General features: G+C 62.9%; 14 protein-coding genes and 7 pseudogenes. 17 read left to right on the top strand and 4 right to left on the bottom strand.

All coding sequences use genetic code 11. From position 1 onward, the window contains the following. Positions 1–63: 63 nt before the first annotated feature. From LK440_RS05630 to LK440_RS05565, 14 genes and pseudogenes are all read left to right on the top strand, one after another. Positions 64–1,029, top strand: coding sequence for a LysR family transcriptional regulator (locus tag LK440_RS05630; protein ID WP_005014385.1), 966 nt, complete (start codon positions 64–66; stop codon positions 1,027–1,029). Then, entirely contained in the window at positions 1,026–2,483 is a 1,458-nt protein-coding gene (locus LK440_RS05625; RefSeq protein ID WP_005014388.1) for a flavin-containing monooxygenase, read from the top strand. The genes LK440_RS05630 and LK440_RS05625 overlap by 4 nt, the downstream gene beginning before the upstream one ends. After that, on the top strand, positions 2,480–3,454 hold the full coding sequence (locus tag LK440_RS05620; protein ID WP_005014392.1) for an ABC transporter permease: 975 nt from the start codon (positions 2,480–2,482) through the stop codon (positions 3,452–3,454). Before LK440_RS05625 ends, LK440_RS05620 begins: the two co-directional genes overlap by 4 nt. Further along, positions 3,451–3,582, top strand: a pseudogene (locus LK440_RS05615) (ABC transporter permease); the annotation flags it as partial. The gene LK440_RS05620 and the pseudogene LK440_RS05615, both read left to right, overlap by 4 nt. Positions 3,583–3,643: 61 nt before the next feature. Next, positions 3,644–4,766: pseudogene (locus tag LK440_RS05610) on the top strand (IS3 family transposase). Then, a pseudogene (locus tag LK440_RS05605) lies at positions 4,685–5,559 on the top strand (ABC transporter permease). Before LK440_RS05610 ends, LK440_RS05605 begins: the two co-directional pseudogenes overlap by 82 nt. Continuing rightward, positions 5,556–6,554, top strand: a complete 999-nt coding sequence (locus LK440_RS05600) for an ABC transporter ATP-binding protein (protein ID WP_005014398.1) — start codon at positions 5,556–5,558, stop codon at positions 6,552–6,554. Before LK440_RS05605 ends, LK440_RS05600 begins: the two are co-directional and overlap by 4 nt. Before the next feature lie 5 nt (positions 6,555–6,559). Then, the gene (locus LK440_RS05595; protein ID WP_005014400.1) at positions 6,560–7,561 is read left to right on the top strand and encodes an ABC transporter ATP-binding protein; all 1,002 of its coding nucleotides are present in this window, start codon (positions 6,560–6,562) and stop codon (positions 7,559–7,561) included. A gap of 30 nt (positions 7,562–7,591) precedes the next feature. Beyond that, positions 7,592–9,160 (top strand): ABC transporter substrate-binding protein, encoded by a 1,569-nt coding sequence (locus LK440_RS05590; RefSeq protein WP_005014402.1) that lies wholly within the window; start codon positions 7,592–7,594, stop codon positions 9,158–9,160. Beyond that, on the top strand, positions 9,160–10,467 hold the full coding sequence (locus LK440_RS05585; RefSeq protein ID WP_005014403.1) for an acyl-CoA thioester hydrolase/BAAT C-terminal domain-containing protein: 1,308 nt from the start codon (positions 9,160–9,162) through the stop codon (positions 10,465–10,467). The genes LK440_RS05590 and LK440_RS05585 overlap by 1 nt, the downstream gene beginning before the upstream one ends. After that, positions 10,464–10,970 (top strand): CMD domain protein, encoded by a 507-nt coding sequence (locus LK440_RS05580; RefSeq protein ID WP_005014405.1) that lies wholly within the window; start codon positions 10,464–10,466, stop codon positions 10,968–10,970. Before LK440_RS05585 ends, LK440_RS05580 begins: the two co-directional genes overlap by 4 nt. Beyond that, entirely contained in the window at positions 10,967–11,554 is a 588-nt protein-coding gene (locus tag LK440_RS05575) for a peroxidase-related enzyme (protein WP_005014407.1), read from the top strand. Before LK440_RS05580 ends, LK440_RS05575 begins: the two co-directional genes overlap by 4 nt. 87 nt (positions 11,555–11,641) lie before the next feature. Continuing rightward, positions 11,642–12,475, top strand: coding sequence for a class I SAM-dependent methyltransferase (locus LK440_RS05570; RefSeq protein ID WP_005014409.1), 834 nt, complete (start codon positions 11,642–11,644; stop codon positions 12,473–12,475). Positions 12,476–12,644: 169 nt separating this feature from the next. After that, positions 12,645–12,926: a lysozyme inhibitor LprI family protein gene (locus LK440_RS05565; protein ID WP_005014410.1), complete on the top strand. Its 282-nt coding sequence runs from the start codon at positions 12,645–12,647 to the stop codon at positions 12,924–12,926. Positions 12,927–12,935: 9 nt separating this feature from the next. Here LK440_RS05565 and LK440_RS05560 read toward each other — a convergent pair. From LK440_RS05560 to purL, 3 genes and pseudogenes are all read right to left on the bottom strand, one after another. Then, positions 12,936–13,512: pseudogene (locus tag LK440_RS05560) on the bottom strand (DUF1415 domain-containing protein). 7 nt (positions 13,513–13,519) lie between these two features. Then, positions 13,520–14,992: a M20 family metallopeptidase gene (locus tag LK440_RS05555; RefSeq protein WP_005014412.1), complete on the bottom strand. Its 1,473-nt coding sequence runs from the start codon at positions 14,990–14,992 to the stop codon at positions 13,520–13,522. Between the two features lie 156 nt (positions 14,993–15,148). After that, on the bottom strand, positions 15,149–19,198 hold the full coding sequence (gene purL, locus LK440_RS05550; RefSeq protein ID WP_061781667.1) for a phosphoribosylformylglycinamidine synthase: 4,050 nt from the start codon (positions 19,196–19,198) through the stop codon (positions 15,149–15,151). A 380-nt stretch (positions 19,199–19,578) separates the two neighbouring features. Between purL and LK440_RS05545 the strand changes: the two are divergent. Then, positions 19,579–19,962: pseudogene (locus LK440_RS05545) on the top strand (TRAP transporter small permease); the annotation flags it as partial. A 16-nt stretch (positions 19,963–19,978) separates the two neighbouring features. Here LK440_RS05545 and LK440_RS05540 read toward each other — a convergent pair. Further along, a pseudogene (locus LK440_RS05540) lies at positions 19,979–21,101 on the bottom strand (IS3 family transposase). A 58-nt stretch (positions 21,102–21,159) separates the two neighbouring features. On the opposite strand from LK440_RS05540, the pseudogene LK440_RS05535 reads away from it, so the two are divergent. Together LK440_RS05535 and LK440_RS05530 are read left to right on the top strand one after the other, a co-directional pair. Next, positions 21,160–21,315, top strand: a pseudogene (locus LK440_RS05535) (TRAP transporter small permease subunit); the annotation flags it as partial. Next, positions 21,312–22,610 carry a TRAP transporter large permease gene (locus LK440_RS05530; RefSeq protein WP_005014417.1) on the top strand — a complete coding sequence of 433 codons (1,299 nt, stop codon included), beginning with the start codon at positions 21,312–21,314 and terminating at the stop codon, positions 22,608–22,610. The pseudogene LK440_RS05535 and the gene LK440_RS05530, both read left to right, overlap by 4 nt. Positions 22,611–22,650: the final 40 nt, after the last annotated feature.

Raw genomic sequence — 22,650 nt, 5'->3', positions numbered from 1 at the left:
TTAAGTATTTGTATTGCGCATACTAAGCGCGTAAGAATTCGCTTAAAGCATAAAAGCAATGTCATGGAATTACGCCAACTCGAGGCCTTTGCCGCTGTCATGAGCAGCGGCAGTATTACTGCCGCAGGCCGGCTGCTGGGCCGCTCGCAACCCTCCATCACCCGTTCCATCCAGGAGCTCGAGGCGGAAATCGGCTACCCGCTGTTTTTGCGCAGCGGGCCGCGCGTCACGCCAACCGAACAGGGTTTCCTGTTGTACGAAGATGTGGCGCATGCGCTGTCCAGCCTGCGACATATCCAGACGCGGGCACACGACATCGCCCAGGGCAAGCAGCAGCCCTTGCGCCTGGCGGCGACCTCCGCACTGGCGGCTGGGTTGCTGCCCCACGCCATCGCGCGCGCCGAGGCCAATTACGGCGTGCGCGCCATGCAGGTGCGCAGCGTCTCGCCCGAACAGGTTCTGCACGCCGTACTGACGGGTTCGGCGCAACTGGGGTTGACCAGTTTGCCGTTGGAGCACCGCGGGTTGGACGTGCATTGGATAGGCCAGGCCGCCTGCGTGGTGGCGCTGCCCGACGTCGATCCCTTGGCGCAGCACGCTACCGTGCCCGTGGCGGCACTGGCCGGACGGCGTTTCATTACGCTGGCCAACCCCTATCGTTTGCGCGGACGCCTGGACCGTGCACTGGCCCAGGCTGCCGCCGGCCTGATCGAGAGCAATTCTTCGTTGAACGCCCTGGCCGCCGTACGCGCCGGGCTGGGCGTGGCGATTCTCGAGCCCGTCTCGGCGCTAGGTCTGCCCGTGCAGGGCGTGGCCATACGCGCCATTGACCAGAACATCCCATTCTTTTTCGGCGTGGTCACGCCGCAGTCCACCCCCATCGCACCGACCGTCGCGGCGATGGCCGAGGCGCTGGCGCAGACCGCCGCCACGCTGCTGCCCGGCTTTATCCGCCATGAGGCCAGCGCCCACGCCGGATTGCTACACAGCATCCACGGCAAAGACGATTTTTCGACGGACCCGATATGAGTTTTTCTATTGCCCACCCACCGTTAGGCCTGACCGAGCTGGAGGCACGGCTACGTCAGGATCTGGCCTGGCTCGATCTACCTGCCCGCGACTGGGTACCTGCCCGCCAGTCGGAGGGACACACGCTTTTCGAGGTGGTGATCATTGGGGCCGGCATGGCCGGCATGGCCGCCTGTGCTGCCCTCAAGCAACATGGCGTGCGCGCGGTCTGCCTGGACCGCTCGCCTCAGGGCTGCGAGGGGCCTTGGGCGACCACGGCCCGCATGCAGACGCTGCGCTCACCCAAGCAGCTGACCGGCCCGGCGCTGGGCTTGCCCGCGCTGACCTTCCGCGCATGGTTCGAGGCCCAATATGGTGCCACCGCCTGGCAAGCGCTGGACAAGATCCCGCGCCTGCAATGGATGGACTACCTGCGCTGGTACCGCCGCGTGCTGGAGCTGGACATACGCAACGACCACCGGGTCGCCGCCGTGTTGCCGCGCCCCGATGGCGTCGTGGAGCTGGCCGTAGAAAGCCCTCAAGGCGTGCAGCAGATGCTGGCGCGCCACGTGGTGGTGGCGACTGGCCGTGACGGGTTGGGCGGGCCAGCACTGCCCGCCTTCGCGCAGCGCCTGCCGCGCGCGTGCTGGGCGCATTCTTCCGATGCCATGGACTACCAAACGCTGGCTGGCAAGCGTGTCGCGGTCATTGGTGCGGGCGCCTCGGCCATGGATAGCGCCGCCACCGCACTCGAAGCCGGTGCGGTCAGCGTGGATATGCTCATCCGCCGTGACGACATCCCGCGTGTGAACAAGGGCAAAGGCGCTGGCAACCCCGGGCTGACGCATGGCCATCTATCCCTGCCCGACGAATGGAAGTGGCGCTTCCGGCATTACATCAACACGCAGCAGGTGCCGCCACCCCGCGGCAGCACCTTGCGCGTGTCGCAGCATGCCAACGCCCGCTTCAACCTTGGCTGCCCCATTGTCGACGTCCATGCCGACGTCAGCGGTATACATCTGACCACGCCCAAAGGTGTGTTCGAGGTGGACTTCGTCATTTTCTCCACCGGCTTCAAGCTTGACTGGCAGGCCCACCCCGAATTCGCCGCCATCGCACCGCATATTCGTCTGTGGGGCGACCGCTATCAGCCGGCCCCGGGTGCCGAAGACCAGGAACTGCAGGACTCGCCCGATCTCGGCCCCGTCTTCGAGTTCCAGGAAAAGTCACCGGGCGCCTGTCCAGGCCTGGAACGCGTGCACTGCTTTTGCTACTCAGCCGCCTTGTCACACGGCAGTGTGTCGGGAGACATTCCCGCCGTCAGTGAGGGCGCGCGCCGGCTGGCGCAGGGCATCGCGGGGCAGTTCTATGCCGAGGATGTGGAGCACCACTTCGCCAACATGCTGGCGTATGCCGAGCCGGAAGTCTTCGGCGACGAGTGGACGGCGGCCCCGCCGCCAGGAGCCCGCTCATGACACTGTGGTTTTTGCGCCGCCTGGCCCAAGCGGTGGTGGTCGTGCTGCTGATGACCCTCATCGTCTTCGTCGGCCTGCATGCGATTGGCAACCCGGTCGACATCCTGATCGGCCAGGACGTCGACCAAGTCGATCGCGCCCGCATCATCGCCGAGCTGGGCCTGGACCAGCCACTGTGGCGGCAATACCTGGCCTTTTTGAACGGCGCGCTGCACGGCAACCTGGGCAACAGCTTTGTCTACAACATTCCGGCCGTGCAACTCATTCTGCAACGCATGCCAGCCACGCTGGAGCTTGCTTTTGCCGCGCTGTTTCTGGCGGTGCTGATCGGAGTGCCGCTAGGCCTGTATGCCGGCCTGTACCCCGAGCATCCCGTCTCCAAAGCCATCATGACGGGCAGCATCGTGGGGTTTTCTCTGCCGACCTTCTGGGTCGGGCTGATGCTCATCATGGCGTTTAGCGTCTCCCTGGGCTGGCTGCCCGCCAGCGGCCGGGACCAGACGGTGGAGGTCGCCGGCGCACAGTGGTCGTGGCTGACGGCAGACGGCTTGCGGCATCTGCTGCTGCCTGCCATCAATCTGTCGCTCTTCAAGATGTCGCTCGTCATTCGCCTGACCCGGGCGGGTGTACGTGAAGTCCTGCCCCAGGAATTCGTCAAATTCGCACGCGCCAAAGGCTTGTCGCCCATGCGCGTGGTGGTGATGCACATCCTGCGCAACACCATGATCCCGCTGGTCACGGTATTGGGGTTGGAGTTGGGCTCGACCATTGCGTTTGCGGTGGTGACCGAAAGCATCTTCGCCTGGCCAGGTGCCGGCAAACTCATTCTGGACAGCATCAACGCACTGGATCGCCCCGTTATCGTCTCCTACCTGGTGGTCGTGGTGTACCTGTTCGTCATGCTCAATCTCATCGTGGACATTCTGTACAAGATGCTCGACCCGCGAGTCAGGCTGGAGGGCGCGCAATGACTCAGACGCTTGCTCCCGCGCTCAAGCGCGAATCGCCCTGGCGGCGCAATGCGGCCGAGTTCTTCGCCTCCAGGACCGCCGTGTTCGGGCTGGTGGTAACGGTACTGCTCTTTCTGGCTGCGGCGCTGGTGACCTGCTCCCCGTGATTAGTACGAAATCGATGTAGAGTCCGTTCCCAAAGGAATGGCAATGAAGAAACGATTTACGGAAGAGCAAATCATCGGCGTGCTCAAGGAAGCCGATGCAGGTGCCAAGCCCGCAGAGTTGTGCCGCAAGCACGGAATCTCCGAGGCAACGTACTACAACTGGAAGGCGAAGTTCGGTGGCATGACGGTGTCGGACGCTCAGAGGCTCAAGGAGCTGGAGCAGGAGAACAACAAGCTCAAGAAGCTGTTGGCCGAGTCGATGCTGGACAAGGCGGCGCTTCAGGATCTGCTAAGCCGAAAGTAGTCAGCCCGCAGGCCAAACGCGAGGCGGTCAGGACATTAATGACCGAGCGCAGCATGGGTGTTACCCGGGCCTGTGGGCTGGTAGGAATTTCGCGGTCGCTGTTTGCCTACGAGAGCACACGCTCAGGCGATGCTGCGCTGACCGAGCGCATGAAAGAGATGGCAGTGGCGAAACGACGCTACGGCTATCGGAGGATCCATGTGCTCTTACGTCGCGAAGGCTGGCAAGCAAATCACAAGCGAATCTGGCGGCTGTACAGTCTGGCAGGGTTAAGCGTGCGAAAACGAAAGCGTAAGCGAATCGCGGCGACCGAGCGCGTGGTTCGCCCAGCGGCAATCGCGCCGAATCAGAGTTGGTCAATGGACTTTGTGGCCGACGGCCTAGCCTATGGCCGCCGATTCCGCTGTTTGACTATCGTCGATGACTACACTCGCGAATGCCTGGCCATCGAGGTCGATACGTCGTTGCCGGGACTGCGTGTTGCCATGGTGCTGCAACGGCTGGCGGAGATGCGTGGCCTGCCGCGATCTATTACCGTGGACAACGGGCCAGAGTTCGCCGGAAGAGCCTTGGACGCCTGGGGGCCTACCAAGCAGGCGTAAAGCTGTCGTTTATTCGGCCGGGTAAGCCGGTGGAGAACGCTTATATCGAAAGTTTCAACGGCAAGTTCCGCGACGAATGCCTTAACTAGCACTGGTTCTTGTCCCTGCGACAGGCTAAAAGCTTGATCGAAAACTGGCGAGTCGAGTACAACACCGATCGGCCTCACAGCGCGCTCGGATATTTAACGCCGGCGCAATTCGTGCAGGCTCATCAGAAAGAAGGTCTTTTACCCCTGGGCTCTATGTCGGTGCCGTACTAAATCTGGGGGCAGGTCACTGGCTCCCTGGATCACTCCGCAAAATCCCTATGACCTGCTCCAACTGGACGTGCTCGATGCACGCCTGCCGCCCGGCTCGGCCAATGGCATGGACAGCTACAACTACTTATTGGGCACCGATGGCCAGGGCCGCGACCTGTACTCGGCCATTCTGTATGGCTTGCGTATCAGCCTCATCGTAGGCGTGGGTTCGGCGCTGATCGCCGCGGTGATAGGCACCCTGCTTGGCCTGCTTGCCGCGTACGCGGGTGGCAAAACCGACACCATCATCATGCGGTTGGTGGATTTGATTCTGTCGTTTCCGTCGATCCTGGTGGCGATGATGATCCTGGCCTACCTCGGCAAAGGCGTGGGCAATGTCGTCCTGACCCTGGTCATTCTGGAGTGGGCCTATTACGCGCGAACGGCCCGGGGCCAGGCTTTGGTCGAACGACGGCGCGAATATGTCGAAGCCGCCCGCTGCCTGGACATCCCGAACTGGCGCATCATGTTGCGGCACATACTGCCCAACTGCCTGCCGCCGCTCATCGTGATTGCCACGTTGCAGATCGCCCGTGCCATCACCCTGGAGGCCACGCTGAGCTTTTTGGGACTGGGCGTGCCGGTGACCGAGCCGTCGTTGGGTCTGCTGATCGCCAACGGTTTTCAGACGATGCTCTCCGGCCAATACTGGATCAGTTTTTATCCCGGCATCGCGTTGTTGGTCACCATCGTGGCGATCAATCTGGTGGGCGACCGCCTGCGCGATGTGCTCAACCCGAGGACGCACCGATGACCGCCGCCACGCAATCTCTGGCGCCGCTCACGCTGGAGGTGCGCAACCTGCGCACCCACTTCCAGACCCGTGCCGGTACCCTGCCCGCGGTGGACGATGTGTCGTTCCGGCTCGAGCGCGGCAAGATCCTGGGGTTGGTGGGCGAGTCCGGCTCGGGCAAGTCCGTGACGGGGTTTTCGATCATGGGTCTGGTCGCCCCCCCGGGCCGCGTGGTCGATGGCAGCATTCTGTTCCAGGGCTGCGACCTGACGCGGATGCGCCCGCGTGAACTGCGGCAACTGCAAGGCAATCGGATTGCGATGATTTTTCAGGATCCGATGATGACGCTCAATCCCGTCTTGCGCGTCGACGCGCAGATGATCGAGGCCGTGCGCGCCCACACGCGCGTCAGCCACGCTCAGGCGCGCGAGCGTGCCCGCGAGACGCTGGGCATGATGGGGATACCCAGCCCCGAGGAAAGACTGCTGGCGTATCCGCACCAGCTCTCTGGCGGGATGCGTCAGCGCGTAGCCATCGCTATTGCCATGTTGCATCGCCCGGATCTCATCATCGCCGATGAACCCACCACGGCATTGGACGCCACCATCCAGGCTCAAATCCTGTCCGAGGTACAAAAACTCGCTCGCCAACACGGCACCAGTTTGATCTGGATCACTCACGACCTGTCCGTGGTGGCCGGCTTGGCCGACGAGGTCGCCGTCATGTATGCCGGGCGCATCGTCGAGCACGGGCCGGTCGATGCGGTGCTCGATACGCCCATGCATCCCTACACGGCCGGGCTCATCAGCAGCCTGCCCAGCAACAATGTGCGCGGCCAGCGGCTGCGACAGATCCCCGGCATGACACCCAATCTGCTGTCCCTGCCCGAAGGCTGTGCTTTCGCCTCGCGCTGTGAGCGCGTCTCGACCGCCTGTGGGCAGCGCCCCCCGCTGTCCGCACCCGTGACCCAGCGTCTGGTGCGCTGCTTTCACCCCGCGCTGGAGATTGCAGCATGAGCGATGTGGCCACACCTTTGGTAGACCTGCGTGGCGTGAGCAAACGCTTTGGCGAGCGGCGCGAGACAGCCGTGTCACGTGCATTGCAATCCTTGGGACTGTCCCGGCCGCCCGCCGTCACACGCGCCGTGGACAACGTGGACTTGTTGGTGCGCCCGGGCGAAGTCGTGGGCCTGGTCGGCGAGTCCGGTTGCGGCAAATCCACGCTGGGCCGCATCGCGGCAGGCATCATGCCGCCCAGCGATGGAGACGTTCGCGTCAACGGCCGACTGCCTGGCGAGATGAGCCCGCAGGAGGCGCAACGCGCCCGCCTGAAAGTCCAGATGATTTTTCAAGACCCCTACGCCAGCCTGAACCCGCGTCTGCGAGTCGACGAAATCGTGGGCGAGGCCGCCCGCATTCATGGGCTGGTCGATCGCAGCGGCTTTGATGACTACGTCAGCGAAAAATTGCAGCGCGCGGGTCTGGATCCCGCACTGCGCCAGCGTTATCCGCATCAGTTCTCGGGCGGGCAGCGCCAGCGCATCGGCATTGCCCGCGCCCTGGCCGTGCGGCCCGATATGCTGGTCTGCGACGAAGCAGTGGCCGCGCTGGATGTCTCCATCCAGGCGCAGATCCTCAACCTGTTCATGTATCTGCGTGCCGAGCTCGACCTTACCTATCTGTTCATCAGCCACGATCTGGGCGTGGTGGAACACATCTCTGACCGGGTCGTCATCATGTATTTGGGCCGAGTGGTCGAATCGGCCTCGGTCGATGAGGTGTTCCGGCACGCCAATCATCCTTACACCCAGGCACTACTGGCCGAGATTCCACGGCTGGACACCCGCCACAAGACATTTACCGCCATCAAGGGCGAAATCCCCAGCCCTCTGGCGCCGCCTTCGGGCTGTCATTTCCATCCCCGCTGTCCCCACGTCATGCCGCGCTGCAAGACCGAAGCGCCGCAACTCAAGGGCATCGCCATTGATCATCTGAGCGTCTGTCATCTGAACGATGGACGCTAACCTCCCACACACTTATCAGGACTACGCACCATGAAACGAGTGCTCCTCACCACCCTGGCCGCCGCCCTCGTGGCCGCGGCCGCCCCGGTGTCCGCCGAGAACCTCTCCATCGGGTTCGCCGACCCGTTGTCCTCGCTGGACCCGCAGTTGAACAACCATGCCGGCGACCGCTCGGTGGCCCTGCACTTCTGGGACCTGCTGGTCGAGAACAAATGGAACAAGTTGCAGCCTGGCCTGGCACTGTTCTGGAAGCCCCTGGACAGCACCACGTGGGAATTCAAGCTGCGCCCTGGCGTCAAGTGGCAGGACGGCACGCCGTTTACCGCCGATGACCTGATTTACTCCTACACCCGTGCCCGCGCCGTACCGGGTAGCGTTGCCACCTATGCGGGGTATCTGCGCACCATCGAATCCATGAGCGCACCAGATCCGCTCACCTTCGTGGTCAAGACCAAGACGCCCAATCCCGACCTGCCGCTGAATCTGGCATCGGTGCACGTCGTCAGCAAACACGTGGGTGAGAAGTCCGCCACCGAAGACTACAACTCGGGCAAGGCCATGGTCGGTACGGGTCCGTATAAGTTCGTCTCCTACACACCGGGCGACCGGGTCGTCATGGAGCGCAACGACGATTATTGGGGCGGCAAGCAACCCTGGGACAAGATCAACTATCGCTACATCAACAATGCGGCCGCGCGCAGCGCCGCCCTGCTGGCCGGTGACGTTGACGTCATCGACAAAGTCTCGGTCTCGGATCTGGACAAGCTGAAGCAGGCACCGAACATCTCGGTCTATCCCTACGATGGCCTGCGCGTCATGCTCTTGCAGCCCAACTTCAATCCCGCTCCCAGCCCCTTCATCACCGACAACGCCGGCAAACCGCTGGACAAGAATCCGCTGCTGGATGTGCGCGTGCGCCAAGCCATGAATCTGGCCATCAACCGTCCCGCCATTACCGACCGCATCCTGCAAGGCGCGGCCACCGAGGCCAATCAATGGATGCCCAAGGGTACGTTTGGCTATAACCCCGATATCAAGAACATCCCCTACGACGCCGCACGTGCCAAGAAGCTGCTGGCCGAAGCCGGCTACCCGGACGGCTTCAAACTGACCATGCACGTGCCCAACGATCGCTACCCGCAAGGTGCCGAGACGGCGCAAGCCATCGCACAATTCTGGACGCGCATCGGCATCAAGACCCAGGTCGAGGTCGTGCCATGGGCTGTTTACTCCGGCCGAGCCAATAAGAACGAATATGCCGTAAGCATGCTGGCCTGGGGCAATGGCACCGGCGAAGCCAGCTACGCCCTGGTCAATATCCTGGCCACCGTGTCACCGCAAAAAGGCCTGGGCGCCTCCAACTGGGGCCATTACAGCAACCCCAAGGTCGATGCGGCCCTGGACGCCTCCACGTCCGAGTTTGACGTGGCCAAGCGTGAAGCCATCCTGCGCGACTCGGCCACGATCGTCAGTGATGACGTGGGCATCATCCCCCTCTTTCACTACAAGAACATCTGGGCCGCGCGCAAAGGCCTGAAGGTCGAACCGATGACCAGTGACCGCACGGCCGCCCAGATGGTCAGCAAGGACGCCAAGTAATGGCCGGCCTCAGCCTGTCGATCGAACCAGCCGACGCGCTCATCGATGTGCCGCGGCGCATCGTGGTGCGCGGCGCCCAACCCGGCGCAGAGGTCAGCCTGCAGACCGCAACCTCGCGCGCCGGCGTCACCTGGCGAGCCCAGGCCAGCTTCGTGGCCGATGCCCAGGGCTCGGTGGACACCACCCGCGACGCGCCCATCCGCGGCAGCTATGAGGGCGTCTCGCCCATGGGGCTGATCTGGTCCCAGGCGCCCGAGGTGGCCGGACGCCGCGAGACCTTCAACCAGCCGGTCACCGAAGCGCTTGCCACCGAGGTTCTGGCCAGTACCCAGGACATGCACGCCAGCGGCCATTTCGTGCAGCGTCTGGCAGCCGCCGGCGTGACGCGGCGCGAGGTGCGTGAAGACGGTTTGGTGGGCACGCTTTATCTGCCTGCTGGAGAAGGACCGCATCCCGCCATCATGATTCTCAACGGCTCGGGTGGTGGCATCAATGAGCCGCGCGCCGCACTATATGCGTCGCACGGATACGCAGCCTTTGCCTTGGGCTACTTCAAAGCGCCTGGCCTGTCCGACTACATCTCGAATACACCGCTGGAGTACTTCCAACGCGGCCTGCAATGGCTGCGCCGTGAAGTCCGCCCCGCACACGACTTCGTCGCCCTCAGCGGTCAGTCGCGGGGAGGCGAACTGGTGCTTCTGCTGGGTGCGACGTTTGCTAAAGACGTCTCCGCCGTGATTGCCTATGTGCCTGGCGCGGTGGTTCACAGCGGCCAGAACGCGGCCGACCCCAAGGTGGGCCGCGAAGGCCCGACCTGGCTGCTCGAGGGCAAAGCGTTACCCCACGTCTGGGAGAACAACCGCACAGCCAGCTGGAAGCCTTTCGACGATGGCCCGGCACCGCCTCGCCATGAGCTCGCCTTCCTCACCGCCTTGCAGGATCCGGACGCCGTGGCTCGTGCTCGCATTCCGGTCGAACGCATACAGGGGCCGGTCATGCTCCTGTCGGCCACCGATGACGGTTCCTGGCCATCGTCGCTGTACTCGCGCATGGTGCGCGACAAACTGACCGAAACCGGCCAGCCCCACGATGTTCGCTGGCTGGATTTCGAAAATGGCGGACACCTGATCGTGTTCCCGTATGTGCCCACCACGCAGATGGTCTACGCCCATCCGGTGTCGGGCAAGATCAGCACCAGCGGTGGCAACCCGCGCGATAACGCCCACGCCGATGAGGCGTCCTGGGCGGGCGTGCTGCAGTTCCTGCGCGGCGCCGTGGCGGCCAAGGCTCAAGGAGATACACAATGAATCAGCAAGACCTCGTCGACCGGCTGGTCGGCATTGACGCAGACGATGCGCTCTACACTGTGCGCCATCAGCGCGAGAAAGTCGTCGCCGCCACCCAGGGCAGCCTGGAAGCTTTGTTCGATCCCGCGCTGCCCGGCCTGTCCTTGGTCGAGCGGCTGGCTGTCGCCGTGCATGCCTGCAGGCTGACGCCCTCGCCCGAATTGGCCGACTACTACCAACAACGTCTGGTTGCCGAGAAGGCGGATCCTGCCGTGCTCGACGCACTGGCTCAGGGCGCGCCCCAGGCCGCCGGCGTGCCGCGCCTGGACGCCATGCTGGAGTTCACGCGCAAGCTGATCCAGAACCCGGTCGAGGGCGACCGGGCCGCACTTGAAGCCTTGCCTGCGGCCGGTCTATCCACCTCCGAGGTGGTGACGCTGTCTCAATTGATCGCCTTTCTGTCATATCAGGTGCGCCTGGTCGCGGGCCTGAAGGCCATGAAATCGCTGGAGCACGCTGCATGACTACCCCGATCAAAGCACATGGCTTCACCAATGAAGTCCTCGAATGGAAAGCCTGGCTCGACACGGTGAACGTCGAGCAGGCCACGGCCCAACAGATTGCCGTGCTGGAAGAAAGCCATCCCAAAGCCAAAACCTCCGACTACTATCTGTTCCTGATTCACCAGCCGGAAATCCTGCGCCAACGCTCCACGGCCTTCAACGCCATCATGTATGCGCCGGGCGGGCTGTCGCGCGCAGAACGCGAGCTTGGCGCCACGGTGGTGTCGCGCGTCAATGGTTGCGTCTATTGCGCCTCGGTGCACGCGCAGCGCTTCGAACAATTGGCCAAACGCACTGACGTGATCGCGGAAGTGTTCGAGAATCCGCGCCGAGCCGGCACAACGCCGCGCGAACGCGCCATCGCCGAGTTTTCCGTCAAAATCACCGAGCACTCGGCCGCATTGCAGGCGTCGGATATCCAGGCACTCAAGGATGTAGGCCTGACCGAAGGCGAAATCCTGGATCTGCTGCACGCCGATGCCATCTTCGCCTGGGCCAACCGGCTGATGCTGAATCTGGGCGAACCGGTGTTTGCGCAGCCCTGAACGCACGCCCCAAGGCGCGCGCCACGCCTGCCCACCGGATTTCGGTACACTGCGGGTTTGGTGGCCACGCCTGCCCTCGTTGTACCGATGTCCAAGACTTACGATATCCGCCCCGACCAGTCGGTCGAACTGCTCAAAGCGCTCCACATCCTGACCCGCGACGGCAAGATGAATCAGGATAGCCGGCGCAAGCTCAAGCAGGTCTACCACTTGTTTCAGTTCATCGAGCCGCTGCTGGCTGAGGTGAAGTCGCGCCGTGGCCGGGTCACGCTGGCCGACCATGGCGCGGGCAAGTCGTATTTGGGCTTCATTCTCTACGACCTGTATTTCAAGCAACTGGCCGATGACTCGCACATCTACGGGATAGAGACGCGGGAAGCTTTGGTACAAAGCTCGCAGGACCTGGCGCAACGCGCCGGCTTTGCTGGCATGTCCTTTCTCAATCTGTCGGTGGCCGAGTCCATCGTCTCGCCGCTACTGCCCGAGACCATCGACGTTGTTACCGCCCTGCACGCCTGCAATACGGCGACCGACGACGCCATCCGCTTTGCGCTGACCAAGCGCGCCGACCATATTGTGCTGGTGCCCTGTTGCCAAGCCGAGATCGCCGCCGCCCTGAGACAGAACAAGGGCGCATCGCTGGGTGACGCCGCCGAACTCTGGCGTCATCCGCTTCATACACGCGAATTCGGCAGCCAATTGACCAACGTCCTGCGCTGCCTGCAACTCGAGGCTCACGGCTACCAGGTCAGCGTGACCGAACTGGTCGGCTGGGAGCACTCCATGAAAAACGAACTCATCATCGCGCAGCACAAGCCCGATCGGCCCCGCCGCAAGGCTGCCCAGCGCCTCCATGAGATTCTGGATCGGGTGGGCCTGCCGCAATTGCGCGAGCGCTTTACCGTCCCTGCTGACCTCTGAGTCCAGCATTATGACGATGCTCTTGCGCGCCGCCATGCCGCTGACGGCGGCCGCCATTTCCCTGACCGCGCTGCCCGCCAGGGGCGATGACTGTGGCACGCCACTGGCAGAGTAACGCTATCAAGCCCAGGTCTGCGCGCAAGCCGCGCTGGCCGAGCGCCAGGCCGCGATGTTCGCTCGCTATGACGCGTTGCGCCGGCAACTGCCCGACGATGAAGCCGCCTCTCTGGCCAACGACCAAGACAAGTGGCAGGGCTACATCGAGGCCGACTGCGCGGTGTATGCCGATATGGCTGGGCGCGACAATGATGCCTGGCGCCTGACTTGGGGCGAAGTCGCCCTGGCCTCATGCCGGGCCGACATGATCGCCGCCCGCGAGGACAGACTACGCCAGTACCAGGCCCTCATCGCACGCCGCAGCGCGCAACGCGCGTCCATCCTCGCGCCCTGAGGGGTTCGTTCAGTGGGTGCCCTTGTCGCTGCCCTCATCCATCAGGCGCTGCCAGCCATCGTGACCCAGAGCGCGCATCGTTTCGATGTTCTTCTCATAAATCTCGGCGGCGTCCGGAAATGCCTCGACGGCCCGGTCGATGCTTTCTTCGCGCAACAGATGCAAAATGGGATAAGGCGAACGATTGGTGTAGTTCTCAATATCGTCCGGATCGGTCTCGGCGAACTGAAACAAGGGATGGAAGGTGGCGACCTGCAACTCGCCCACCAGTCGCATGCGCTTTAGCATGCCGCTCCGACAACTCTTCGAAGTCGTTGAAATCATAAAAATCGGGTAACGCCTCGGGCAGAATCAACAACGTGGTGTCCACGCTGTCGGGGTCGGTCTGCGATAACAGCAGGAGCTCGGCTTCCAGGTCCTGCAGCACGCCCTCCTCGTCGGTGGCATCGCTGACGGCATAACGGACCTGGCCTTTGACCTGCACAGCCTTGGCGAAAGGACAGAGATTAAGGCCGATGACGGCGCTATCCAGCCAGCGGCGCACTTCGCCGGCAACGGCCTGCGCCGCGGAAGTTTCCAGAATCATACGGACCTCAGGCGCCAGGCATGGCAGCCATGGTCTGCGCCACCGCTGCGGTCAATTTCTTGCCGTAAGGCACGTGCAGAAACTCGTTCGGGCCATGCGCGTTGGACTTGGGCCCCAACACGCCGCACACCATGAACTGCGCCTTGGGAAAACCCTTTTGCAGCATGCTCATCAGTGGAATCGTGCCGCCTTGACCGATATAGCCGCAAGGCGCGCCGTAGTAGTCCTGCGAGGCCAGGTCCAGCGCCTGAGACAACCACGCTGCCGACGACGGTGCGTTCCAGCCGGTTGCCGCGCCCTCGTTAGCGTGGAATATGACCTTCGCGTTATAGGGCGAGTCCGCTTCCAGCAGCGCCTTGATCTCCTGCGACGCGGCGACCGCATCGATAAGCGGCGGCAAGCGCAGCGACAGCTTGAACGCCGTACGCGGACGCAGCACATTACCCGCGCTGGATAAAGGAGGCAGGCCTTCGGCGCCCGTAACCGACAGCGTCGGGCGCCAGGTACGGTTGAGCAGCGCCTGTTCCGGCTCGGTGGTCATGGGCAGCACAAAGCCAGCCTCGGCGCCACAGCTCCAGGGAAAACGCCGCCAGACTTCGTCGCCCAGAATCTGCGCCGTGGCTTTGACCTGATCGATACGATCGGCCGGAATCTCGCAATGCAGGCTCTGCGGCAACAGGCGGCCGGTGCCACTGTCTTCGAGGCGATCGAGCAGATGACGCAGGATACGGAAACTCGAGGGCACCACCCCGCTGGAGTCGCCCGAGTGCACACCCTCGTCCAGTACCTGGACCTCGAGCGTACCGGAGACCATGCCGCGCAACGACGTTGTCATCCAAAGCTGGTCGTAGTTGCCCGCCCCTGAATCCAGACAGACCACCAGTGCCACATTGCCCAGACGATCGCGCAGCGCATCCACATAAGGCAGCAGGTCATAGCTGCCGGACTCCTCACAGGTCTCGACGATGCCCACGCAGCGCGGGCGCGGCACACCCTGTTTGTCCAGCGCCATGATGGCCGTCAATGACGCGTAGATGGCGTAGCCATCGTCCGCGCCGCCGCGGCCATACAACTTGCCGTTTTCGTACTTGGGGGTCCAGGGGCCAAGATCCGAACGCCAGCCCGAGAACTCAGGTTGCTTGTCCAGGTGGCCGTAGAGCAGCACGGTGTCGCCGTTGTCCTTGCGCGTGGCAGGCACATCAAAAAAGATGACGGGGGTGCGGCCAGGCAAACGCACCACTTCCACCGTCATGCCGTGGATCTTCTGCGCCTGCACCCACTGAGCAGCGTCGCGCACCACCCGTTCGATATAGGCGTTTTTTTCCCAATCGGCGTCAAACGCCGGGCTCTTGGCCGGAATGGCGATGTACTCGGTCAGCGCGGGGATAATTTCGGTATCCCATTTGTCATCGACAAAAGCCTGCAAGGCTTTCGGATCCAGAGTGGGAGGCAGGGCGTCGTCAGGGACACGGGCGTTCATGAGCGGTTCTCCGTTTGGGAGCAGGCATAGCGCGAAGCCGTTATTTTAAGCCGCAATCCGTCTGGCCGCGCGTTTCGCCTAGCGGGGCTTGCTCATAAAAAACCCGGCAAGCGGCTGGTGGCCGCTTGCCGGGTTTGCGATAAGAGGATGCAGGAATCAGCCCAACCACACTCGCGCATTGCGGAAAAAGCGCATCCACGGCGTAAACGCGCCGCCGCTGTCTTTCTCGCCCCATTGCTGCGGCGCCCAGGACATCATGACATTACGCGTCACGCGTTCGGGATGCGGCATCAGCACGGTGAAGCGGCCATCGGCCGTGGTCACCGAGGTCAGGCCTTGCGGACTGCCGTTAGGGTTAAAGGGATAGACCTCGGTAGGCTTGCCGTGATTGTCGATGTAGCGGGCCGACGCCAGAACGCGGCTGGCATCGCCTTGCTGCGAGAAGTCGGCATAGCCTTCGCCGTGGGCCACCGCCACCGGGATGCGCGCGCCTTCCATGCCGGCAAAAAAGATGGAGGGCGATGCCTGCACTTCCACCAGGGACAGACGCGCCTCGTACTTCTCGGATTGATTGCGCGTAAAGCGCGGCCAGAACTCGGCTCCGGGGATCATGGGCGCCAGTGCAGCCATCATCTGGCAACCGTTGCACACGCCCAAACCAAAGGTATCCGGACGGGCAAAGTAAGCGGCAAACTGATCCGACAGCTTGCTGTTAAAGCGGATGGTACGGGCCCAGCCCTCGCCGGCGCCCAGCACATCGCCATAGCTGAAGCCGCCCACTGCAACCAGGCCCTGCATGCCGGCCAGGTCGATGCGGCCAGACAGCAGATCGGTCATGTGTACGTCGACCGCCTCGAAACCCGACGTATCGAAGGCCCAGGCCATTTCAACCTGGCTATTGCAACCTTGCTCGCGCAAGATGGCTACCCGCGGACGCTTGCCCGTGGCGATGAACGGAGCCGCGACATCTTCCTGCGGATTGAAGGCGACACGCGGCGACAGGCCGGGATCGGTCGTGTCGTTCCAGACATCGAGTTCGGCCTGCGCGCAAGCGGGATTGTCGCGGCGCGCCATGATGCGGTAGCTGACCTCGCTCCAGGCGCGGCCCAATTCGGCGCGCGGTTGGCCCCAGATCTTCTTGCCATCGCGGAAAAACTCAATCTCGTCGCCACCGTTGAGACCACCGATGACATGCGAATGCGCTGACAGACCCGCGCCGCGCAGCACCTGCATGACGGCATCGCGCTCAGAGGCGGAAACCTGAATGACCGCGCCGGCCTCTTCGGAGAACAGGGCCTTGAGCGTGAGTTCATCGCGCTGCACGGCCACCTGCTCGGGGCGGATCTTGTAGTCGCCCCAATCGGCCGACTGCGGATCGAAGGTCAGCATGTCGAGATTGACCGACACCCCCGTACGGCCGGCAAAGGCCATCTCGGCGATCGTGGCAAACAGGCCACCGTCGGAGCGATCATGGTAGGCCAGAATGGAGCCAGCCTCGGCCAGCGTGCGGATAGTCACGAAAAACGCACGCAGATCCTGCGGTTGATCGATATCCGGGACGGTCTGGCCCACCTGGTTGTATACCTGCGCGAGAATGGAGCCGCCCATGCGATGGCGGCCGCACCCGAGGTCGATGAAAATCAGCACGCTGTCGCCCGCCTCGCCGCGCAATTGCGGCGTCAGGCTGGCGCGCACGTCCCCCACCAGCGAGAAGGCCGTCACGATGAGCGAGACGGGCGAGATGACCTGCCGCGACTCGCCATCTTCGGCCCAGGTGGTCTTCATGGACAGCGAGTCCTTGCCCACCGGGATGGATAGACCAACGGCCTGGCACAACTCACTGACGGCACTGACGGTGTCATACAGCGCCGCATCTTGGCCCGGCACTCCGCAGGCCGCCATCCAGTTGGCCGACAGCTTGATGTCCTCCATGCGCGCCACATCGGCCGAGGCCAGATTGGTCAGCGCTTCGGCCACCGCCATGCGGCCCGAGGCCGGCGCGTCCAGCATGGCCAGCGGCGTACGCTCACCCATGGACATCGCTTCACCGCGGAACCCTTCGTAGTCGGCCAGCGTGACGGCGGCGTCGGCCACCGGAATCTGCCAGGGACCGACCATCTGGTCACGGCTGGACAACCCGCCCACCGTACGGTCGCCAATGGTGATGAGGAAGCTCTTGTTGGCCACGGTCGGGTGGCGCAGCACGCGATAGGCTGCCTCGGTCAGATCGATACCGGCCAGATCCAGCGGTGCGGACACGCCCGGCAGGCGCTGTACGTCACGCGTCATGCGGGGGGGCTTGCCCAGAATGACATCGATGGGGACATCGACCGGGCGAACCTCGTCGGCACGCTGCGCGCGCACGGCATCCAGGCCCGGCAGGCCTTCGCCATCGACCACGCGCAACTGGCGCTCTTCAGTGGCCACGCCCACGACGGCAAACGGGCAGCGTTCACGCCGGGCGATGGCTTCAAAGCGCGGCAGATCCTGCGGCAAGATGGCAAGCACGTAACGCTCTTGCGATTCATTGCTCCAGATCTCGGCCGGCGACAAGCCGGACTCTTCCAGCGGAACGCGCGTCAAATCAAACGTGGCGCCCCGCCCGGCATCGTTGACCAGCTCGGGGAAGGCATTGGAAAGGCCGCCTGCCCCCACGTCGTGGATAGCCAGAATGGGGTTCTCGGCGCCTTGCTGCCAGCAGCGGTCGATGACTTCCTGGGCACGGCGCTCCAGCTCGGGGTTGCCGCGTTGCACGCTGTCGAAATCCAGTTCGGCCGAATTGCTACCCACACTCATGCTGGAAGCCGCGCCGCCGCCCATGCCGATGCGGAAACCCGGTCCCCCCAATTGCATCAGCAGCGCGCCCGGCGGCAATGGATCCTTGTGGGTCAGGCCAGCATCGATGCTGCCCAGACCACCCGCGATCATGATGGGCTTGTGATAGCCCCAGCGCGTACCACCGGCGGTCTGCTCGAAGCTGCGGAAATAACCCAGCAGATTGGGGCGGCCGAACTCATTGTTAAATGCGGCTCCACCGATGGGGCCATCGATCATGATGGACAGCGGCGAGGCGATCCGATCCGGCAGGCCGTGGTGATCGGCCTCCCAAGATTGCAAGGCGTCGTCAAAGCGCAGGTGCGACACGGTAAAGCCGGTCAGGCCCGCCTTGGGCTTGGAGCCTCGGCCGGTGGCGCCTTCATCGCGAATTTCGCCGCCCGCGCCCGTTGCCGCACCCGGGAAAGGCGCTATTGCGGTGGGGTGATTGTGGGTTTCGACCTTCATGAGCGTATGCATGATCGCATCGCGGCGCACATAGCGCGCGCCTTCGGCGCCCTCGCCTGCCTGACCCGGCAGGCCCGCCTGGAAGCGTTGCGCCGGGCCGCCCTCCATGATGGCAGCGTTGTCCGAATACGCCACGACCGTACCCTGAGGCTGAGCCTTGTGCGTCGCACGGATCATGCCAAACAGCGTGTTGGGCTGCTCCTGGCCATCGATGACCCAGTCGGCGTTGAAAATCTTGTGCCGGCAATGTTCGCTATTGGCCTGGGCGAACATCATCAACTCCACATCGGTGGGGTCGCGATCCAGGTCGCCAAAGGCCTTGGTGAGATAGTCGATCTCGTCTTCCGACAAAGCCAGACCCAGGCTGGTGTTGGCCGCTTCCAGCGCAGCGCGTCCTTCGGCCTTGACCGCCACGGTGCGCATGGGCTTGCCGGCCAGCGGCGTAAACAGCGCCTGGCCATCGAAATCGGCCTGTACGACCGTCTCGGTCATGCGGTCATGCAGGCAATCCGCCGCGCGCGCCAGCATGTCCGCGTCAAAGGACTTGCTGCCAAGCAAACCACGCTCAGGGGTGATGAGGTAACGCACCCCGCGCTCGATGCGGTGCACGCTGTCCAGGCCACAGTTGTGCGCGATGTCGGTGGCCTTGCTGGCCCAGGGCGAAATCGTGCCAAGACGGGGGATGACCAATAGCGCCAGGCCCTTGGCGGCAGGTTCGCCGGCAACGGGCGTGCCGTAATCCAGCAGTTGAACGAGGTGAGTCTGCTGCTCGGCCGACAAAGCCTTGTCGGTTTGCACGAAGTGTTCGTAGCGGGCGGATATGTCCGCCACCGGCAGGCCGGCCTTTTTCAGTTGCGTGAGAAGTCGCTCACGGCGAAATGAGGACAGGACGGAGGAACCGGGCAGATGCTGGACAAGGGACACGATGCGGGCGCCGTAGGGAAGAAAGAGGATCAAAACATGATTTTACCTGCTTGGCGGGGGTAAACCCGGACCAATTCCCAACTCGGGTGAATTAGTGCTCTGCCAGCGAGGTCGGCAGCAGCGTTACAAAATCCCGTTCGGCTCGCCAAACCGGCATGCTGCGATGCAACGTGCGACCCCAACAGGCCCGGGATGTCACGGTGTTCCCTTTCCGTGAATGGCCGATTCAGCCAACCGTCAGCGTCATTTGCTGCCGCGCAACATGTTGCAATCGCCCCGCACCGCGGGAAAACACGAAGACATGCCGGGATTCGGCGACGGTAGGATGCAGCCTCCTCTTACCCACAAGAGCTGCCCAACAGCCTTAGACGCCGTTCGTGATGCACCGCCCCCAAGAAGAGCCGCTCGAACCCATACTCCCGGCAGAAACCGCCCCCCCGGTCAAAGTGCCTCTGGCCATCGAGGACTGGCTGGCCGTGATTCTGCTGGCCGCTCTGGCCCTGATCACCTTCGGCAATGTCCTGGTCCGTTATCTGACCGACCAGTCCTTTGCCTGGACAGAAGAGATTTCCGTTTTTCTGCTGATTGTCCTGACCATGGCCGGCGGCAGCCTGGCGTTTGTACGCAATCATCACATCCGCATCGAAATCCTCGCCGACAACGGCAGCCCCCGGCGCCAGCGCATACTGGGTTTGATCTCCAACGTCTGCGTGCTGTTTTTCTTTGCTTTGCTGACCGTGCTCTCGACGCGGCTGGTCTATGACTGACCTGCCCCCAGATTTAGTACGGCACCGACATAGAGCCCAGGGGTAAAAGACCTTCTTTCTGATGAGCCTGCACGAATTGCGCCGGCGTTAAATATCCGAGCGCGCTGTGAGGCCGATCGGTGTTGTACTCGACTCGCCAGTTTTCGATCAAGCTTTTAGCCTGTCGCAGGGACAAGAACCAGTGCTAGTTAAGGCATTCGTCGCGGAACTTGCCGTTGAAACTTTCGATATAAGCGTTCTCCACCGGCTTACCCGGCCGAATAAACGACAGCTTTACGCCTGCTTGGTAGGCCCCCAGGCGTCCAAGGCTCTTCCGGCGAACTCTGGCCCGTTGTCCACGGTAATAGATCGCGGCAGGCCACGCATCTCCGCCAGCCGTTGCAGCACCATGGCAACACGCAGTCCCGGCAACGACGTATCGACCTCGATGGCCAGGCATTCGCGAGTGTAGTCATCGACGATAGTCAAACAGCGGAATCGGCGGCCATAGGCTAGGCCGTCGGCCACAAAGTCCATTGACCAACTCTGATTCGGCGCGATTGCCGCTGGGCGAACCACGCGCTCGGTCGCCGCGATTCGCTTACGCTTTCGTTTTCGCACGCTTAACCCTGCCAGACTGTACAGCCGCCAGATTCGCTTGTGATTTGCTTGCCAGCCTTCGCGACGTAAGAGCACATGGATCCTCCGATAGCCGTAGCGTCGTTTCGCCACTGCCATCTCTTTCATGCGCTCGGTCAGCGCAGCATCGCCTGAGCGTGTGCTCTCGTAGGCAAACAGCGACCGCGAAATTCCTACCAGCCCACAGGCCCGGGTAACACCCATGCTGCGCTCGGTCATTAATGTCCTGACCGCCTCGCGTTTGGCCTGCGGGCTGACTACTTTCGGCTTAGCAGATCCTGAAGCGCCGCCTTGTCCAGCATCGACTCGGCCAACAGCTTCTTGAGCTTGTTGTTCTCCTGCTCCAGCTCCTTGAGCCTCTGAGCGTCCGACACCGTCATGCCACCGAACTTCGCCTTCCAGTTGTAGTACGTTGCCTCGGAGATTCCGTGCTTGCGGCACAACTCTGCGGGCTTGGCACCTGCATCGGCTTCCTTGAGCACGCCGATGATTTGCTCTTCCGTAAATCGTTTCTTCATTGCCATTCCTTTGGGAACGGACTCTACATCGATTTCGTACTAATCACGGGGAGCAGGTCATGACGAGTTCAGGTTTGAAGAAACCTCTCCGGCCATTGGTCTGCCCACGTGGTGGTACTCGATCTGGTTGCCCATCTTCTCGGCCGGCATCACCCTGCGCGTTCTGGGATCGTTGATTCGTCTAGCGCGCCGGCGCCAGGAGACCGGGCCATGATCGCCACCCTGCTGTTTGTGGTCTTCATCGGGCTGATGGTCATCGGCGTGCCGGTTGGCGTAGCCCTGGGTCTGGCCGGCACCCTGGCCATCGTCCTGTCCAACACCGATGTCGCCTGGTTCGGCCTGCTGGCCGTGCCTCAGAACTTCTACGCCGGCCTGGCGAAGTATCCCCTGTTGGCCATTCCGATGTTCGTGCTGGTCGGATCGATCTTCGATCGCTCGGGCGTGGCCAAGCGGTTGGTGGACTTCGCCATTTCCATCTTTGGCCGCAGCCCCGGCATGCTGCCCATGATATCCATCTTCGTGGCGATGTTTCTGGGCGGTATTTCGGGCTCAGGGCCGGCCTGTGCCGCCGCCGTGGGCGCAGTGATGATCACTGCCATGTCACGTGCAGGCTACCCCAAACCCTATTCGGCCGCCGTCGTGGCTGCCGGCGCGGCCACCGACATTCTCATCCCACCGTCTGTCGCCTTCATCATTTACTCCGTGCTGGTTCCGGAAGCGTCGGTGCCCGCACTCTTTGCCGCCGGCATGGTGCCGGGCATTCTGGCCGGGCTGGCACTCATCGTTCCTGCGGTCTGGATGGCGCGCCGCCACGGTATGGGGCAGTTGGAAGTCAAGCTGCCCCGCCCGCCGTTCTGGCAAAGCCTGCGCGATGTGCTATGGGGTCTGGCCGCGCCGGTTCTCATCCTCGGCGGCATGCGCCTGGGTTGGTTCACGCCGACCGAAGCGGCCGTGGTGGCGGTCTTCTACGGGTTGTTCGTCGGCATGTGCGTACATCGCACGATCAAAGTCAGAGATCTGTTTCCCATTCTGCGCGAGGCGGCCGAATTATCCGCCGTCATCATGATGGTCGTGACGCTGGCAGGCATTTTTGCCTGGGCACTGTCGACGCTGAGCGTCATCGATCCCACCACCAACGCCATCGTGCACTCGGGCCTTGGCGAGTATGGCGTGCTCGCGTTGTTGATCGTGCTGCTGATGACGGTGGGGATGTTCCTGGATGGTATTTCCATCTTCCTGATCTTCGTGCCCCTGCTGATGCCGATCGCAAAAGCCTATGGCTGGGACCCGGTTTGGTTCGGCGTCATCCTCACCTTGAAGGTCGCGCTTGGGCAGTTCACCCCGCCGCTGGCCGTCAACCTGATGGTGTCGTGCCGCATCGCGCGCGTACCGATGGAATCGACCATTCCCTGGGTAATCTGGCTGCTGGCCGGGATGATGGTGGTACTGATAGCTGTCCTGGCTTACCCGCAATTGGCACTCTGGTTGCCGCATCGGCTGGGCTATTGAGCCCGGCCCCATAACAAAGCAAGCACAAACCGAGGAGACT

This window comes from Bordetella holmesii, assembly GCF_020735985.1.
GTDB classification, from domain to species: Bacteria; Pseudomonadota; Gammaproteobacteria; order Burkholderiales; family Burkholderiaceae_B; genus Bordetella; species Bordetella holmesii.
Note: the sequence above shows the minus strand (reverse complement) of the source record. Positions and strands in the feature narration are given on the sequence as shown.